We start from the raw sequence: 18,458 nt of genomic DNA on the forward strand, positions 1-18,458 counted from the left end.
TTATGACGTTAAAGTAAGCCTGCCAGATTCCTGTTTATATTTGCGAAGACAGTCTATCTGGCGGCTGAATCAAGCACTACACTTCAGCTACTTGAATCAGGCCCAAAGTTTAGGACCTAAACCGCTGGCACGTTCAGTACGGCGCGAAGTAGCTCCTTTCAGACTCGACAGGCGCGCATACAGTTCCAACCGCTGTTTCGCCCGGGTAACCCCGGTATACACCAGCTCTCTGGTCATCAGCGGGCCATCTTCCGGCGGTAGAATCATCAGCACTCTGGCAAACTCAGAACCCTGACTTTTGTGAACTGTCATAGCAAAGACCGTTTCATGGCCTGGTAAGCGGCTTGGCAGCACGCCGCGCACGCCGTCGGGATGATGCGGATCCTCGAACCAAACCCGTATCCGGCCATCTCCGTCCGGTTGGACAATGCCAATATCACCATTATAAAGCCCTAGCTGATGGTCATTCTGCACGATCATCACCGGCCGGCCGGCATACCATTGCTGACTCGTCTGAATTAAGCCCATACGGTTTAAACGCTGTTCCAGCGCTGCATTCAAACCTTCTACCCCATAAACACCCTGACGTAGCACTGCCAGTAGCTGCACCCGGGCAAAAGCATTCAGTACTTCCAATGGTGCTGCGCCGGAGCGTAATGCGCGCAGGTAGCCTGAATACCCTTCTGCCGCAGCATCTATCATCTGCGTATAACTATCAGAAGATAACGGTATAAAATCTATATCATCGTAACCTTTGTTCAACACCGGTTCGATCAGTGTGGCATCGCCACCATTAATCGCTGCTGCAAGCTGACCTATGCCACTGGCAGCATCAAAACGGTAGCTGTGCCGCAGCAATGCCAAGCTGTCAGCCACTGCCCGTTGCCCACCTGAAACACTTCCGGCATCCAGACCACAAACACGGCTAAGATAGCCTGCCTGATCCGCGCTATACCTAAGCTCTGCAGACACCGGATCTGTGCGCCCTGCTGAATGCGCTTCCTGTAAATGCGTTTTCTCTAAATGCCAAGCACAGATATCACCCAACACACTGCCGGCCTCTACTGACGCCAACTGGTGTTTGTCACCGATTAAAATGATGCGCCCCTGAGGCGGTAATGCCGCCAACAGCCTGGCCATCATCGGCAAATCAATCATTGATGCTTCGTCCACCACCAATAACTCAAGATGCAACGGATTATCGGCGTTATGTCGAAATGACTTACTGTTAGGGATAGTCCCAAGTAAGCGGTGAATGGTGGTGGCTTCCACCGGAATACGCTCAATAATATCCGCAGACAAAGGCAGCTGCTCCCTTGCCTGTGCGATAGATTCACTGAGTCTTGCAGCCGCCTTGCCTGTCGGTGCAGCAAGCTTGATAGCCGGCACAAAGTCAGGACCTTGCTGCAGACACTGTTGCTGAATATATAGTGCTAATAAACGCGTTACTGTAGTGGTTTTACCCGTTCCCGGACCACCGCTGATAATGCTAAACCGACGTCGTAAAGCCACTGCAACGGCTACTTGCTGCCAGTCCACTGGCTGCGCTGGATCGGCGGTAAAGAGTTGCGTCAACCCCTGTTTAAGGCTGGGTTCGTCAACATCTAAAGGTTGAGCTAAACGGGTAATCTGCTGACTCAGATAAGCTTCAAAACTGAAATAACGCTGCAAATACAGGCGTTCACCATCAAAAATCAGCGGTGTTTCTTCACCCGGCTCACCAATACTGCTGTAGCGACTGCACAGACTAACACCCGCCCCCATATAAACAGCTTCAGTAACGACTGGAGCCGGCTCCGCAAACATATCCAGCGTCACGGGTACTTCATCAGGTGCTGCATTAATAACGGTCTGAGGTCGCAGACAATCACTTTCAAGTGCATTAAAGAACAGGCGAAACTCTTTTCGCAGACCTTTGGGCCACTCATCGACCAGAGTTGCTAAACGCTCCACCGGTAAACAGACATCACCCCGGCCGAGCTGATAACTGGTAAAAGCAGCTAACAGCGCCAGATGCTGATCCGCATTAGCATCCTGTTCGCAGATAAAACGGGCAAACTGATAATCCAGAGGCCGCAACAGGTTCTGCTGACGGGCACGTAGCAACGCTGCCAGACGACTGTCCTGGTTTAGCAACTGATTACTCTGCTGAGCTTCAAACGACTGCATTACCACCCCCCTGTGAAGACAATTCAGCACCCACTGCGGTACTTAGTTCACCTTTAAAAAGAGCGTCCATTTCAGTGACTAACGCCAGCGAGGGCCTGTTATAGAACACACCATACCCGGGTATTCCTGCCCGCATGCCACGTAGAAACAGGTAGTAAGCCCCACCAAAATGCTCTTCGTAGCTGTACCCTGGTAAACGACTTTCCAGTAAACGATGTAATGCCAGCGCATAGAGTTGATACTGCAGATCATAACGGTGTTCAAGCATTGCCTGATCAAGCTTTTCAGGTGTGTAATCTTCCAGTGAACTTCCCAGATGATTAGACTTATAATCGAGGATGTAATAGCGCCCCTGATACTCAAAAATCAAATCGACAAAGCCTTTCAGCATGCCCTTTAACGGCATAAAATCCAGCGGCGCAGCATGCTGTGACAAAGCATCATGCCGTGCCACCAGTGCATTTAACCCAGCCGCATTAAGCCCTTCAGAAGGCAGCATAAACTCCATTTCAACTAAGCGCTGCGCATTACTGATCTGACCTAAAGTCAAACCATTTGCAGGGTCTAGCGGACACTGCAATACATCATCCAGCAGTTGCGGCAATACCGGCAGCCATTCAGGGCCATAGCCCATCACCTGACTGCGAGCTTCAAGTAACTCTGCTACGTCTGCAGTGCGATAGTCGGTAAAATCTACCGACTCAAATATTTCGTGCAAAAACGTACCGGCCTGGGCGCCTTTATGAAAGGTAAAAATATCAAATACCGGTTCGGCATCAGCTACTGAATCAGTGCTGGCTTCAGCAGCCACTTCTAAATCCAGCCCGGGTAAGTTTGGCAAACTATGACTGCTATGGCTGGTCAGTCCGGAATAACTGGATATACGCCAGTTGCGCAACAAACGCCGGCTAAAAGTTCTCGCTTCAGGCTGGTTTAGTTCATCAGAGCCTGAGACAGGCAGTTCATCAGTGAAGCCCTCTGTGAAAATTTCGTCAGCGAACAGGGATTGCTGTTCAGCCGCTGCGAATTTAGGCGGTTCAGTAACAGCGATTGCACCACCTGACGCAAACCGCAGACTTTCAAGCTGTGCATCAAGGTCTGGCATGTCCGCAGCTTTTTTAGCAACCAGCTTCTCAACATCACCTTGCAATAACAGATAACCCAATGCACTGCGTGCCAAGCCACTGGCTTTGCGCCGACCATCCTGAAGGTTAGCCAGCCCTACATAACAGGCGTAAACAGAACGTGTCAGGGCTACGTATAACAGGCGAACATCTTCCGCCAAACGCTCTTTATCAGCTGCTGCAATAGCATCGTCAGCATCCGTCAGATCGACTTTATACTGGCCATTATCGTCATGATAACTGGCCTGAGTTGCGGGTTTGAATGTGCAGGCAAATGGCAGATAAACCAGTGGGTATTCCAGACCTTTACTCTTATGCACGGTGATCACCGTAACCAGTGCGCGGTCACTTTCCAGCCGTAAGCGCTGCTCATCACTCTCACCATTCGGCTGTAGCAGCTGATCAGCAAACCAACGCATCAGGCTGGTCATACTGTCTTGCTCCAGACTCACCCGCTGCAGAATCTCCCCCAGGTGTAATACATCGGTCAGGCGTCGCTCTCCCTGCTCACCGGCCAGCAACTGCTCTGCAAGCTGGCGCTGACTCAGAAGGCGACGCAACATAGGTAAAATACCCAAACTCAGCCAACACTCATGATAAGCGGTAAACTCAGCGACCAGCGCTTCCCATAATTGCTCATCACGGCTCAACCGCTCTAAAAAGCTGGCGGGATAATCCAACAGCCCTGTCGCCAGAGCAGCCCGCAACCGTCGCTCATCCTGAGGGTGCTGAATTGCCTGCAGGATCAGATTCAGATCAACCGCTTCCTGACTATTAAACACACTTTCACGGCCGCTCAGATAAACACTTGCTACCGCCCGTCCCGCCAGGGCCTGACGCACGGCATTGGCTTCAGTTCGGTCACGCACCAGTATTGCGATGTCTTTTGCTGCAACCGGTTGGTCACCAATTAAGGCTTCGCCCCGGGCTGCCGCTGCCAGTACATCAGCAATATGGCCGGCACAGGCCTGCGCCATATTATTCAGGTAAGCTTTTTTACTCAGCAGGTCTTGCTCACCAAACCACAGGTTGAGTGCTGTTTGTTGCTGCCCCGCCAGAGTGAAAGGTGTTTTATCCGCTTTATTCGCCGCCGCTACCGCCTGAAACGGAATATCCCGGTTGTACATAAACGGCGCATCATGATGATTGAACAGGCTGTTTACACCATTGATCATCTGGCTACTCGAGCGCCAGTTCGTGCCGAGGGTATAATGTGCCTTGACTGAACGGCGAGCCTGAATATAGGTGAAAATATCCGCACCACGGAAACCATATATAGCCTGCTTAGGATCACCGATCATGAACAGGCCCGTTTCACTACTGTCACCGTATAAGCGGCTGAAAATACGGTACTGTAGCGGATCTGTATCCTGAAACTCATCTATCAGCGCTACCGGATACTGCTCCGCAATACGATTCGAGAGAATATTATGCTCGTCCCGCTGCAATGCCCGATCCAAATTGCTCAGCAAGTCATCAAAGGACAACACACTTAAGCGATTTTTAAGCTGACTAAAGCGCTTATTCAGCTGCTCCAGACCTTGATGGATCAGAATTTCTCTCAAAGGCAAACGCCAGTCGAAAAACTCATCACACAGCATAAACAGAGGATGTTCCGGCACCGCTTTAGCAGCAGGCGTTTTCGACGCCAGAACAGATTGCCTGAAACGCTGAATTTCAGCTTCAGGCACCTGACGAATATCGCCCCGGGCAAAGCTATCGATAACGGCAATATACTTAGGTACCGAAGCCTTGCGATAACTGTTTTTATTTACGCCTGAAGTTTGAATAAGCTCAACCAGATCTGTTTCATTCGCCAGCCATTGCTGCCGAAATGTAGTCAGCTTTTGCTGATAATCTTTCCAGCCAGCCAGCAAATCATAGCCACTGCAGTCAGGGGTGAATTCTGCTTCTGTCTGCCCCAGATACGGCCGTAATGTCTTCATGTAACGGTCAGGGGTTGGCCAGATATATAACAGCGCCTCGGTCAGATCTTCCGGCAGGCAATAGCTAAGGCTGCGCCAGGTATCGAGCAATGCTTGCCGACGCAAGTCTGCGTCATCACTGAGCAATTCTGTGGCAAACAATGCACCACTCTCAAACGCATGTTGCTTGAGCATCCTTTGGCAAAAGCCGTGAATCGTGAAGATTGCAGCTTCATCCATTTGTCGGGCAGCCAGTTCCAGCAATTTAGCGGCTCGTAGCTGTTCTTCTGCATCACCCTGATCAATTAACAGTTGGCGCAGGATCGGATCATCCGACAGGCTGCCGTCACCGGCAACTGCCAAAAATGCCTGTTGCGCCTGTTGAATACGTGCCCGGATACGTTCACGTAGCTCTTCGGTCGCTGCTTCGGTAAAGGTTACTACCAGTATCTGATCAACACTCAGAGGAATTTCCCGGCGGGATTTTTCATCGCCGTGGCCCAGCAATAAACGTAAATAAAGTGCCGCAATTGTAAACGTCTTACCGGTACCGGCACTGGCTTCAATCAACCGCTGTCCATGTAAAGGAAAGGTCAGCGGATTGAGCTGCTCCGGAACGTTAGAAGCTATTAAATCAGTCATCAGCATCCTGCTCGTTAGAAGTTTCATACCAGGTCAGCATTGGCTGATAGCACTGTTCGATCAACTGCACGAACTTTTCTCCCAGGGCAGCATATTCAGGATAAACACGGGCTATATAGGCGTCAGCAGACTCTCCCGGACTGAAAACATCGTGATTAAAACGGCTCTCGGCTTTCTGAGCAGCCGTCTCCGGGCCTTTCTCTTCATTTACCTTGCACCATTCCCAGGCAGTGTCTGCAGGCAAAGGCAGTGGTTCACAGAGCCCCTGCTGATAAAGATTCAACCAATCTTCCAAATGTGCCTGAGCCTTAGTCGCCGAAAACATTTTAAAACCGTGCCGGCCATTCAGGCCGAAGAACCATGAATCATGCTGATTGTGATGCGCCATACTCACCAGATGCTCAAGCCACAGGCTGACCATATCCCGGCCTTTAGAATGTGCTGGCCGGTAACGCAATAAACGGTTTTCATGATAGTCATCAAGCCAGCCTACCAATTCAGTATCGCTGCCATCTGCAAGAGATATATTCAAACGACATTCACGCCGTTCTGGCTGAGAACTGAAATACGCATCCATTTTCTGCGCCATATCCTGGCAATCATGCACCAGCTTGCGGGTTTGTAACTGACCGGCCAGCCCATATGGCAACTCTCCTGCAGCCTCAATCCGCGCCAGCAGCTTACTCAGACTTTCGCCTTTTAGCGCTGCTAACAGTAGCTTCTGCTTTAGCTGATAGCCTTCCAGACCATCAAGCTTAAAAGGTTCTTCATCCTGATTGACGATACTGTGATCCAGGAAGTAGACCTGTAAACGCCGCTGAAAAAAGTGCTTTACCGGATTACGGGCAAACGCCAGCAGATCTTTCAGTTCCAACTTTGGTAACGCTTCTGCAGACAATGGCTGTGTCAGGAACTGATCTGGCTGTTCACCACTGCCTACCGCCGCCGGTAACCATTCATCGGCATAACTGAACAGCTGGGAATCATTGCTGAAATACGCTGAATTAAAAGGCTGTAAAGGATGTTCAGTAAACTCTGTGACAGCCAGGCCTCCCAGCTCATCAATATAATTCTGCTGACAATATTCCAGCAGCTCACTGACCAGTACCGATGGCACCCGGGGAGAGTTATCCTGCGCGCTGCGTCCCAGATAACTGATATACAACCGCTCCTGCGCAGAAAGCAACGCCTCAAGAAACAGGTAACGATCATCATCACGACGTGAACGGTCACCTCTTCGTGCGTGTTTAACCATCAGGTCAAAGCCAACCGGCGCAATACTACGGGGATAAACACTGTCATTCATACCCAGCAAACACACCACCCGGAATGGAATCGCCCGCATTGGCATTAAGGTACAGAAGTTAACAGCGCCGGCAAGAAAGCGCTGACTGGAACGCTGACTGCCAAGATGCTCCTGCAGCCAATCATTAAACACCTGAGCACTGAGTGGCGCGTCGAAACGATTCTCCTGCAATGTATTACTGAGGTTTTCCAGTGCTTCGCGAATCTGATTAAGAATAACTTCATCCGGCGCATCCGGCGCATACGCACTGTTAAGCAGATGATTAATAATCTGTAACCAGTCATCCATACCTCTTGGCTCGCTAAGACTGCTGAGACAAAACTCTAGCAGTTCAACAAACTCAGCTAGCTGGCCTAAATCGCGGGCTTCAATACCTTCGATCTCTGCGTAAGGATCAATCCCCTGCCATAGATCATCACACCCTGCCATTGCATAGCCAGCCAGCATTCGCTTCAAACCAAATTGCCAGGAATTCTGCTCAAACGCAGGCAACTCAAGACCGGAACGTTGCTGGCTGTCTAACCCCCAGCGTATATTGGTCTGATCTATCCAGCGGCGTAAACGCTCAAAACCTGCTTCGTCGAGCTGGAAACGGCGTAACACAGCAGGCACTTCCAGAATCGCCAGCACATCGGATACGGTTAAGCGGCTTTGTGGCAGAGATAACAGCGAAAAAAAGCTCATCAACAACGGACTTTCCTGCTGTGCAGTTCTGTCCGAAATGGAGTATCCAATAAAGCGGCCGGCTGGAGCATTACCAAACACAGCTTCAATGTAGGGTGCATAAGTCGCTACATCCGGGACCATAACGATGATATCCCGGGGTGTCAGGCTATGATCTTCATCAAGCATCGCCAGTAACTGATCGTATAACACTTCTACTTCACGCAGATGGCTATGCGCACTGTGAAGCATCAAAGAGTTGTCGTCCGATGTTAACGGACGTTTTTCATCTGCAGACAAAAGCTTATTCGCTGCGGGATCATCAAGGTGGAGAATATCGTTCTGAATATGTTGTAGCAGCCCCTGACGCTCATCGGTCAGCGGTGATTCAAACAGCTCGACTTCTTCGACACCCAATTTTTCTGCACCCAATTCCTGTAGCTGGTACAGATAATCACGCCCCAATTTGCCCATAGAAGATAACAACGGGTTACCGTGGCTGAAGTAATTTTGCTCGGTCATACCCGGCTTTGCCAGCCAGCGCTGATTAAGCCTGGCCAGATACTTGGGATCAACAATGTCACCCCAGAAATACCGGCACGGGTTATTCACCATTAAATGCACATCAATCTGCTTGCCTAGCGCCTGTAAGGCTTCGATGAAATTTCCTGGTAAAGCAGAAATACCGAATACATACACACGCTCCGGTAATTGTGAGGTATCAAACTCGCCGCTACGCAATGCAGCAAGAAAGTCATTAAACATGTTGCCACGGTGCCAGTGTGGCTGGCCAAGTTTAGCCACTTCAGCCACAACTGCCTGCCATAAAACTGGCTGCCAGGGTTGTGTCTCGGTTATACCGGCCAAAGGATCACCAGCCTCCCAGCTGGCAATCCAGTCAGGACGATATACCAGATACTGGTCAAAGATATCCGCAACTTTAGCGCTTAACTGATAGAGCTTATAACCATCATCGTCATCTCGCAGATACTGCTGCAGCGGTAAGAATTCAGTTTGAGGCAAGTAATCAGGAAGGAGGCGCACTAACAGCCAGGTCATCGCTTCTTTATTGAAGGCCGAACGCTCTGGCACGCTGGACAAAACCTGAGTAAAAATTCGCCAGAGAAAAGATGCAGGCAGGGGGAATTCGATATTCGCGGCAATACCCAACCGCTCAGCAAGCTCCAGCTTGAGCCACTGCGCCATCCCGGGGCTTTGCACGAGAATCTGCTCACGGCTAAAAGGATTAGGCAGCGGATCCCGGCGGATCATTTCCACCAGCAGGTCTTTTTGTAATTCCAGAGAGTTCGAGTGATAGATTCGAAACATAAAGTAAGCGGCACTCAGTTGCGACAAGCCATAAAAACAAAAAGCCCCTGCAACAGCAAGGGCGGTCCGATGATCGTAGCAGCGCTACAATGTACAACTATGTGTACATCATCAATCAGGTATCAGGTCCTGCAGAGTCGGGTGGCAAAGCGGCCTCTCGCTCTTCTGCTGGCAGCTCCCAGTTTTCCTCGCCAGCCACAACGCTGACTACGCCTTTAAAACGCTTGCGAAGATAAACAATGGCTTCATCAAAATCTTCTATATCACACAGCATCACACCGCCGCGGTCACTTTCTGTAGTAAACAGATAACTCTTCATGTTCGCTCTTCAGGCAAGTCTTTGAATTTCATACCAGCATCACACCGGTTTCAGACATTCTACAAGATAGCTAAATGCAGACAAGCCCATTAACTGACTTTAAAGCGTTGCACGACATCACTCAGCGTATGGCTCTTGCTGTCCAGCTCAGCGATAGCAGCTTTATTACGCGCCACTGCCGCCGCGGTTTCTTCTGACAGCAAAGAAATACTGCTGACATTCTGTGACAGCTCATCAGTAACTGCAGACTGCTCTCCTGACGCGTTAGATATATTGAAGTTCAGATCGGATATACATTGAATTTCTGCTGAGATTTCCTGCAACGAATGTTCTGCTTTACGCACCATCTCGACAGAGCTACTGCTGCGCTGTTCGCTGCTCTGCATGACTTTGACTGCTCTGGCAGTACCGGCTTGCAGTTCGGTAATCATCCGGCTGATTTCTTCGGTACTCTGCTGAGTCCTGCTAGCCAGAGTTCTGACTTCATCCGCGACTACAGCAAAACCTCTTCCCTGCTCCCCGGCACGAGCGGCTTCAATAGCAGCATTCAGGGCCAGTAAGTTGGTCTGCTCAGCGATACCACCGATGACCGACAAAATCTCACCTATATCGTCAGAACGCTGTTTCAGCTGATCAACAACTTCAGAAGCATTTCGTAAATCATCCGCCAGACTCACAATGCTATTAACAGCATCTGACAGAGACGCTACTCCACTGCCAAACTCTGTCTGTGCATGATCTACAGCCTGCACTGCTGTATCGGTATTTTCTACAACCTGATGGGCGGTACTTGCCATCTGTCTGAGCGCAACCGCCAACGAATCTGTTTCGCCTTTCTGCTGATATGCCCGGGCAGCATTACACTCAGCATTATCATTAATCTGATCCAGCGAACTTGTGATATTAAACGAGAGATCCTTGACGTTGTTAACCAGGTCACGGATTTTATCCATGAACAGATTAAATTCATCAGCAATACTGGCAAACTCGTCCGTCCCCTGAATATCCAGTCGATGGCGAAGATCACCCTCACCGCGGGAAAGGTTATGGACTGCCGTGTGGAGTATATTCAGACGGCCTGATACGTATTGGTATAAGGCAAATGCAGCCAGCAGAATAACCACCAGACAACCAAGCATTAACATCACAGTGGTGCTTATCGCAGTGCCCGTCTGAGATTCGAAACGGCTGGTATAGAGACTTACCAGCTCAGCATAACGCTCCTCAAGAGCGATAAAACCCTGAATAGCTGGCGTATCTGAAATTTTAACGGTTTTATCAATACTGCCAACATCAGCACCACGGGCAAATAAATCCCGGACGGAGCCGGCTGCTGCCTGGTACTGATCTGCAACTTTTTGAATATCATCTAAAGCAGTCTGTTCCGCTTCAGTAAGACCAGACAATTGCCGATAACGGTTCAGCCCTTCACTCAATGATGAATGATTGTCTGTTATACGCTGATAATATTTTTCCTGGCCACGCAGGACGTAGTTTTTGAAATTATGTATGAGAGCGCCGTAGCCCATCTCGGAACGAACAGCGAGCAGTACATTTTCCCGGGCCAAAGCCTGATCCCTAAGCTCCTGCCAACTATTCCGCTGATCCTGCAACATAGTTGTCTGCACATACAGCACCCCGGCAAATGCCAGAATAACCACCGCAATTAAACTGACAAACCGGTGCTTAAGGCCTAATCCTTTCATCACTTTACGTCCCTTTACATTCCATTTCCTGAAGCTCTGACGGCTTTACACTTAATACTGCTAATCAGGCTTAAGAAGAATATAGGTCAAAACCCAATCTGGGACATAGATAAAAGGTCTACATAGTAACCATTATGAGTTCGGAATCGAAACGCAAGAAAACAGAAAGGCTGCACTTAGAAAAGTAATTAATGCCCAAAAGTAGCTTAAAAATACATTTAAACGGACATAATCATCAATATTCGCCCGTTCCTAAAGTAAAAAATCAGCAATTAATACCATAATAATTCATGAAGTTATCAGATTTTCCTAAGGTATTTAACTAAGTTATAAGCAGATTACAGTGCTGGATAGCAGCAGACAAATAGAGCAAAACAGATCAAAAATTAAGCAGATTAACCCTTGACGAATAGGCGATTGAGACCAATACTTTTAATCCGCGCTGCAGAATTCAGGCACACACATCACAAGTAATAATTGCCAGAATTCAAACGCTAAGCAGTTATAATTGAGCCGCAGCGTTGTATTTCCCTAATGAAAGTTTCATCAACATTCATTAAGCCACGGTATCCCCTAATACCGTGGCTTTTTTTATACCTTTTCTGAAACAGAGTTAACCTTCCGGTATCTCCGTCACGATTAACCTGTCGGAATCTGCTACCCGAACTATCTGCCCTTCTACTGTCGTAAAACGACGCAATTCAAGATCACGCTTATATACTTGGTAATCCCGACTTTCACCCTCTCCTGCAGGCGTTAACTGCACACTCAGCAAAGTGCGTCCGTCAAACCAGTGATAACCGGCAACCGAAGCACCACCCACCAGCGCCAGAAAAACAAGCACGACAGCAAGCAAGCGAAAAGGTGGCTTGGGGTCTATATCGGTTTCAGGAATCCTGCGTGTAGGAGATTGATCTCCAGCAGCTCGCTTGCGTTTAAATTTCAGATAAAAATAACAGGCAGTGATAACGGCAAGGGTAATTAGAATTTTAGTGATCATAGATGCCCGTATGCAGAACTAGGAAACAAAATCTCTGCTCAGACAACCGAACAGATAAACATTGAGACAGGGATTCCACCCCGCTTCAGTTAGATGAAAGCTTACCCGCAAACATCATTCGATACCACTGAAAGACAGTTACATTCTAATAGGTTAGATCCGATCCGCTGCTATAAGAAACAACCTTAAATAACAGATATATTTTTCTCGACAATACCCCGGTGACAGGCAAGATCAAACAGCAAGAAATCCTTTGCTTCGTTCAGCCTCATTACAGTTTCTTCTAAGTACTATGATTGATAACACATACATTTATCGATAACTATTAAGAAACGGGAAGCATATGGACATTCTAGAATCGCAATACGAGAATCTGATAAACCTGATAACGATCTACGGTGGGCAGATACTTCTTGCTGTGGTCGTTTTGCTTATAGGCCTTTGGCTTATCAAAAAAATAAACAATTTTTCCAGAAGCACCATGATTCGACACTTTCCGGACGAAACCTTAGCAAAGTTTCTCAGCGGTGCATTGGATATCCTGCTTAAAGTACTCCTGATTATAAGTGTCGCCTCAATGGTCGGCATTGAAACCACTTCATTTATCGCTGTTCTTGGTGCTGCTGGTCTGGCGGTTGGACTTGCATTACAAGGCAGCCTGTCGAACTTCGCCGGCGGCGTGATGATCTTAATATTCCGCCCTTTCAAAGTAACAGATTATATTGAAGCCCAGGGACTGGAAGGCGTAGTTATTGATATCGGTATTTTTGTTACAACTCTGCAAACATTTGATAAGCGTACCCTTATCATTCCCAACGGCCCCCTGGCTAACGGTAATATCATTAACCATACCCATAGCGATGTCCGCGCGGTTGAAATTAACATCGGGGTTTCATACAGCGATGATCTCGGCAAAGCAAAATCAGCAATGGAAGAAGTACTTGCTAATGACCCCCGTATCTTGCAAAACGAAGGCAATGTCGTCGCCGTTGTTGACCTGAATAGCAGCTCAGTGGATTTTCTGGTGCGGGGCTTTGTAAAAACAGATGACTACTGGTCGTTTTTCTTTGATAGCCGGGTAGCATTAAAAGCAGCTATCGAATCCGTGGGCTGTACTATTCCTTTCCCGCAGCGCGATGTTCATATGATTTCAGCAGAATAAATCACTCATTCAAAAGAAAAAGGGCCTTCGAATCCGAAGGCCCTCACTCACTGGGAATTACCCTTAACAGTCTCAGCTCAATTATTCAGTCACAACGGCTTTGCTGTCCAAAGCATTTTTAATGGACAACATTCCCACCCGTAATCAAACTATCCTGCGCATACAATCTTGTCAGCCAACTGAAGATAACCATTCTTCTTCCGTCATAGCGATTACCGCTCCACTGCCCTGCTGTAAAGAATCTGCATGGCCCTGAGTACGGGGTAATATTTGCTGAAAATAGAAATGACAAACTTTTAACTTACTGTCTTTAAACTGCTGACTGCAGTCATTATCTGACAGACAGGCCACTGCCTGTCGCAGTAACTGCCAGCCACCACAAACATAACCGGACTGCATCAGGAAATGCTGCGCAACAGCGCCGGCCAGTTGCGGATCATCAGACTGATTATGCAAGAGGTACTCAGCACTGACTTGCCAATTCTGCACCGCTGCTCGCAATTTAGTCGCAATGCCTTTCAAGCCCTCAGCATCAAATCCGGCAGCTTCTGCCTGAGCTATATCAGCATTGATTTCAGCCACTAACTGATGAAAGCCTGCTGCACTGTCATGTATTAATTTACGGCCTACCAGATCCATTGCCTGAATCCCATTCGTGCCTTCATAGATAGGCAGAATGCGGGCATCGCGGTAATACTGCGCCGCGCCGGTTTCTTCAATAAAGCCCATTCCGCCATGCACCTGAACCCCCAAAGAAGTGACTTCCTGTGCAAACTCGGTACACCAGCCTTTCACTATTGGCGTTAACAAGGCTGCCCGTACATTGTGCTGCTCGCGCAAGCCAACATGTTGATTCTGTCCTGCCCAGTCGATACTCGCACAGGCATCATAAGTAAGTGCCCGGCCAGCTTCTGTCAGTGCGCGCATAGTAAGCAGCATACGCTGCACATCAGCATGACGAATAATAGGACCGGCCTGATCAAAACCGACAGCGCGACCCTGAACACGTTCGCGGGCAAAGCCTACCGCATGTTGATATGCCCGTTCTGCAATCGCGACCCCCTGCAAACCAACAGCAAGCCGGGCGTTATTCATCATTTTGAACATGCACACCAAGCCCTGGTTTTCAGCACCAACAAGATAGCCGATCGCGCCGCCATTATCCCCATAAGACATCACGCAGGTAGGGCTGGCATGAATACCCAACTTATGCTCCAGCGAAACAACCTGACAGTCGTTACGGGTTCCCGGATTCCCGGCAGCGTCAGGCAAGAATTTAGGCACTAAAAACAACGAAATACCCTTCACGCCTGGCGGTGCATCCGGTAAACGCGCCAGCACCAAATGCACGATATTTTCAGCCATATCGTGCTCACCCCAGGTGATAAAAATCTTTTGACCGCTTATCAGATAATGGTCATCCTGAGGCTCAGCTTTTGTACGGATAACAGACAAATCAGACCCGGCTGCCGGTTCAGTCAGGTTCATGGTTCCAGTCCATTCACCGCTAATCAGCTTTGGTAAGTAACGCTGTTGTAACTCTTCACTGGCACTACAAGCCAGTGCTTCAACAGCTCCCTGCGTTAATAGTGGGCACAATCCCCACGACATATTCGCTGCTTGCCACATTTCCATAACAGCAATCGATAAAACATAGGGCAGACCTTGGCCACCATGAGCAGGATCAAACTGTAATGATCCCCAACCACCTTCAATGAATGCCTGATAAGCTTCCTGAAACCCGGGCGGCGTTTTTACATCTGTATCTTGCTGCTGTAAGCCTTGCTGATCGCCACTGCTATTCAGCGGCGCTAATACTTCACCTGCAATTCTGCCTGCTTCTTCAAGGATTGCAGAGACCATATCTTCACTGGCATCTTCAAACTGAGGTAATTGCGCCAGCCGTTGTAAACCTGCGGCATGCTTCAGAGTGAAACGCATATCTGCAACAGGAGCTCTATATTCCGCCATAACTAAGTCTACTCTTTATCTGTGTAGCCCTGAATGCAGGACTTTTTAGCTCAGGAAGCCGTGAATTTTCTATTCTGATCTTCGCTAAGCACCAAAAGCATGTTTTACTTAACATCCTAAAAAATCAGTGCGCCCATCATTTTATAAGGGTTTTCACTTATATTTCCAGTATAAGATTGTCGTATAGCAAAAACAGGTTATTTCGAAGTACTTTTAACGGTACAAAAACTTGTTCTGAGACTGACGCAAAGCCTGATTTCTGAATGAAATGACTGTCCGGTTACAACCTATTTACCGGACTTAGAGACTCGATTGCAGACGAGAGGAAAGTATATGCAAGACTTACACGGCTACTATCTGGAAGATCTGGAAGTAGGCATGAGCGACTCCTATGAGAAAACCATCAGCGAAGCCGATGTTAATCTGTTCGCTGAATTATCCGGAGACACTAACCCTGTTCATCTTGACGAAGAATATGCTGCATCCACGCCATTCAAGCAACGTATCGTCCACGGTATGTTTTGTGGGGCTCTGATTTCCACCGTTGCCGGCACTAAACTGCCAGGGCCAGGCTGCATTTATCTTGATCAGCAAATCAAATTTAAAGCACCGGTACTGATTGGTGATACGGCTAAAGCGACAGGTACTATTGAAGAAATCGATCAGCGTCGACGCCGTGTAAAAATGCGTACTGACGTTCATGTTGGCGAAAAACTGGTCGCAACCGGTTATGCCCTACTAATGGTTGATAAACGCGGGTAAGCGATATTAAGCACACAAAAAAACCGGCATCAGCCGGTTTTTTTTATAACTATTGAACAACTCAACGAAGCTGATCAACCTGTTCCATCGAGAATGTCATGCCACTGTCATTTCCCCAGGCATTGGAGATATAGGTAAGAATATCTGCCAACTCCAAACCTGTCACAGAATGTGAAAATGCCGGCATAGTGCCTTTACCTTCAAGCACTAATTTAATTAACGGATCAACTTCTTCACTCACGAAGGCATTCTCTTTCAAAGCCGGTGCTCCAACACTGACCTGTCCTTCGCCGGTACCCATATGACAAGCTGCACAGGTACGCTTATAAAACTTCTGTCCCCGATCAAGCCGCAGCAGGTTTTCATCGCTCCACTGCTTGTCACCGGTATTCCATTGCTCAGACAAAGCCTTTAAATCAGGCTCACCACCAAGCATATCGTCACAACCGCTGGCTAATACAACCGATGTCAGAACAGCAGCTACAATGGCTGAACGTATTATCATGCTTACTTCACCATCTGGCTGGAGAAATCCAGCATACGCTGCAAAGGCTTACGGGCATCATCAAGTAAAGCATCATCAACGATTACTTCATCAGAACCGTTTTCTAATGCGCTCAATACATTTTCAAGACCATTCATTGCCATCCAGGGACAGTGTGCGCAACTACGACAAGTAGCACCAGAACCGCCGGTAGGTGCTTCGATAAACTCTTTATCCGGAGCAACCTGACGCATTTTGTAGAAGATGGCTTTGTCTGTCGCAACAATGAACTGCTTATTCGGCAAATCACGTGCAGCATTGATAATCTGAGTAGTAGAGCCCACTACGTCTGCAATCTGAACCACCGGATCCGGTGACTCAGGATGGACCAATACCGCCGCATCAGGATAAACCTGTTTCATATCCAGTAAACGCTGCGCTTTGAACTCTTCATGCACTATGCAGGAAGAATCCCACATCAGCATTTCAATGCCCGTTTGCTTCTGAACGTACTCACCCAGATGCTTATCCGGTGCCCAGATAACTTTCTTACCCTGATCTGCCAAATGCTCAACAACTTTCAGTGCAATCCCAGAGGTAACTACCCAGTCCGCACGGGCTTTAACTGCCGCTGATGTGTTGGCATACACAACAACTTCATGATCCGGATGAGCATCACAGAATGCTGCGAATTCTTTTTCCGGACAACCAAGGTCCAGAGAACAAGTCGCTTCCAGTGTTGGCATCAGGACACGTTTTTCAGGATTAAGAATTTTGGCTGTCTCACCCATAAAACGCACACCAGCAACCAGCAGGGTTTTAGCCGGATGCTGATTACCAAAACGCGCCATTTCCAAAGAATCAGAAACGCAACCACCGGTCTCATCTGCCAGCTCCTGCAAGACTTCTTCTGTGTAGTAATGCGCGACAAGACAAGCATCTTTTTCAATCAGCAACTGCTTGATTCTGCGCTTATATTCTTCCCGTGCAACCTGATCAACATCAACCGGCATGCGTTCGCGTGCAAGGTGTTCCTGGACCAGGATACGATCGTCTAATTCGTGTTTCGTTAGCATTGTGTAGATCTTGTCATCAACACAGCTTTTACGCTGTAAGTGGGGGTCTAGTTTCTTAAGCTGCGGAGTATAGCATTGTTGCCGGTGCTTTTGGCATCACCGGCACACTCCAGTCAACTGAAGCTTATGACTGGTAACGGGTAGGGTCTGCAACACCGGCATCAACAAAACCTTTCGCCCGGATACGGCAGCTATCACACTCCCGGCAGGCCCGGCCCTGATCATCCGCCTGGTAACAGGAAACGCTCAGCGCATAGTCAACACCAAGGCGGTTACCTTCAGCAATGATCTGTGACTTAGTCAGGTCGATCAGAGGCGTCATTATCTCAATGCCATCGCCTTCTACACCTGCTTTGGTTGCCAAGTTAGCCATGGCTTCAAATGCCGCTATATACTCAGGACGACAGTCCGGATAGCCCGAATAATCGACAGCGTTCACGCCGATTGAAATATACTTAGCTTCCAGAACTTCAGCCCAGGCCAGCGCCAACGACATGAAGACGGTATTACGGGCCGGCACATAAGTAACCGGAATCCCTTCTTCTTCCCCGACCGGCATATCGATTGTTTCATCGGTTAACGCCGAACCGCCAAAGTCTTCAAGATGCAGACGTACAACCTTATGATCTGCAACCTGCATCTGGGCAGCAATCTGCTTAGCTGCATTCAGTTCAGTCTGGGAACGCTGGCCATAATCAAAGCTCAGTACATAACACTCATAACCAGCTTCCTGAGCCATTGCCAAAGCAGTTACTGAATCCAGGCCACCGGACAACAGCACTACAGCTTTCTTTGAAGAAGTATTCATAATTAGTCTGTC

General features: G+C 48.4%; 12 protein-coding genes. 2 read left to right on the forward strand and 10 right to left on the reverse strand.

Going from position 1 to position 18,458, the window contains the following annotated elements; all coding sequences use genetic code 11:
• Nucleotides 1-96 precede the first annotated feature (96 nt).
• The 6 genes from recD to OCU49_RS14260 form a co-directional block, all read right to left on the reverse strand.
• Nucleotides 97-2,169 (reverse strand): exodeoxyribonuclease V subunit alpha, encoded by a 2,073-nt coding sequence (gene recD / locus OCU49_RS14235; RefSeq protein WP_261841230.1) that lies wholly within the window; start codon nt 2,167-2,169, stop codon nt 97-99.
• On the reverse strand, nt 2,156-5,860 hold the full coding sequence (gene recB / locus OCU49_RS14240; protein WP_261841231.1) for an exodeoxyribonuclease V subunit beta: 3,705 nt from the start codon (nt 5,858-5,860) through the stop codon (nt 2,156-2,158). Before recB ends, recD begins: the two co-directional genes overlap by 14 nt.
• Nucleotides 5,853-9,158: an exodeoxyribonuclease V subunit gamma gene (recC, locus tag OCU49_RS14245; RefSeq protein WP_261841232.1), complete on the reverse strand. Its 3,306-nt coding sequence runs from the start codon at nt 9,156-9,158 to the stop codon at nt 5,853-5,855. Before recC ends, recB begins: the two co-directional genes overlap by 8 nt.
• A gap of 115 nt (nt 9,159-9,273) precedes the next feature.
• Nucleotides 9,274-9,477 (reverse strand): hypothetical protein, encoded by a 204-nt coding sequence (locus OCU49_RS14250; protein ID WP_261841233.1) that lies wholly within the window; start codon nt 9,475-9,477, stop codon nt 9,274-9,276.
• Between the two features lie 89 nt (nt 9,478-9,566).
• Nucleotides 9,567-11,183 carry a methyl-accepting chemotaxis protein gene (locus OCU49_RS14255; protein ID WP_261845237.1) on the reverse strand — a complete coding sequence of 539 codons (1,617 nt, stop codon included), beginning with the start codon at nt 11,181-11,183 and terminating at the stop codon, nt 9,567-9,569.
• 613 nt (nt 11,184-11,796) lie between these two features.
• Nucleotides 11,797-12,183 carry a hypothetical protein gene (locus tag OCU49_RS14260; protein WP_261841234.1) on the reverse strand — a complete coding sequence of 129 codons (387 nt, stop codon included), beginning with the start codon at nt 12,181-12,183 and terminating at the stop codon, nt 11,797-11,799.
• Between the two features lie 481 nt (nt 12,184-12,664).
• Here OCU49_RS14260 and OCU49_RS14265 point away from each other — a divergent pair, with 481 nt between their 5' ends.
• Nucleotides 12,665-13,345, forward strand: a complete 681-nt coding sequence (locus OCU49_RS14265) for a mechanosensitive ion channel family protein (protein WP_261841235.1) — start codon at nt 12,665-12,667, stop codon at nt 13,343-13,345.
• A 171-nt stretch (nt 13,346-13,516) separates the two neighbouring features.
• Here the strand turns inward: OCU49_RS14265 and OCU49_RS14270 are convergent, their stop codons facing one another.
• Entirely contained in the window at nt 13,517-15,316 is a 1,800-nt protein-coding gene (locus OCU49_RS14270) for an acyl-CoA dehydrogenase (RefSeq protein WP_261841236.1), read from the reverse strand.
• A gap of 333 nt (nt 15,317-15,649) precedes the next feature.
• Here OCU49_RS14270 and OCU49_RS14275 point away from each other — a divergent pair, with 333 nt between their 5' ends.
• Nucleotides 15,650-16,078, forward strand: a complete 429-nt coding sequence (locus OCU49_RS14275) for a MaoC family dehydratase (RefSeq protein WP_261841237.1) — start codon at nt 15,650-15,652, stop codon at nt 16,076-16,078.
• A gap of 61 nt (nt 16,079-16,139) precedes the next feature.
• Here OCU49_RS14275 and OCU49_RS14280 read toward each other — a convergent pair whose 3' ends face one another.
• The 3 genes from OCU49_RS14280 to queC form a co-directional block, all read right to left on the reverse strand.
• The gene (locus tag OCU49_RS14280; protein WP_261841238.1) at nt 16,140-16,583 is read right to left on the reverse strand and encodes a c-type cytochrome; all 444 of its coding nucleotides are present in this window, start codon (nt 16,581-16,583) and stop codon (nt 16,140-16,142) included.
• 2 nt (nt 16,584-16,585) lie between these two features.
• Complete coding sequence (gene nadA / locus OCU49_RS14285) at nt 16,586-17,638, reverse strand: quinolinate synthase NadA (RefSeq protein ID WP_261841239.1); 1,053 nt, start codon at nt 17,636-17,638, stop codon at nt 16,586-16,588.
• A 124-nt stretch (nt 17,639-17,762) separates the two neighbouring features.
• Nucleotides 17,763-18,446, reverse strand: a complete 684-nt coding sequence (queC, locus tag OCU49_RS14290; protein WP_261841240.1) for a 7-cyano-7-deazaguanine synthase QueC — start codon at nt 18,444-18,446, stop codon at nt 17,763-17,765.
• Nucleotides 18,447-18,458 lie beyond the last annotated feature (12 nt).

It is taken from the genome of Aliamphritea ceti (genome assembly GCF_024347215.1).
Lineage (GTDB): Bacteria > Pseudomonadota > Gammaproteobacteria > Pseudomonadales > Balneatricaceae > Amphritea > Amphritea ceti.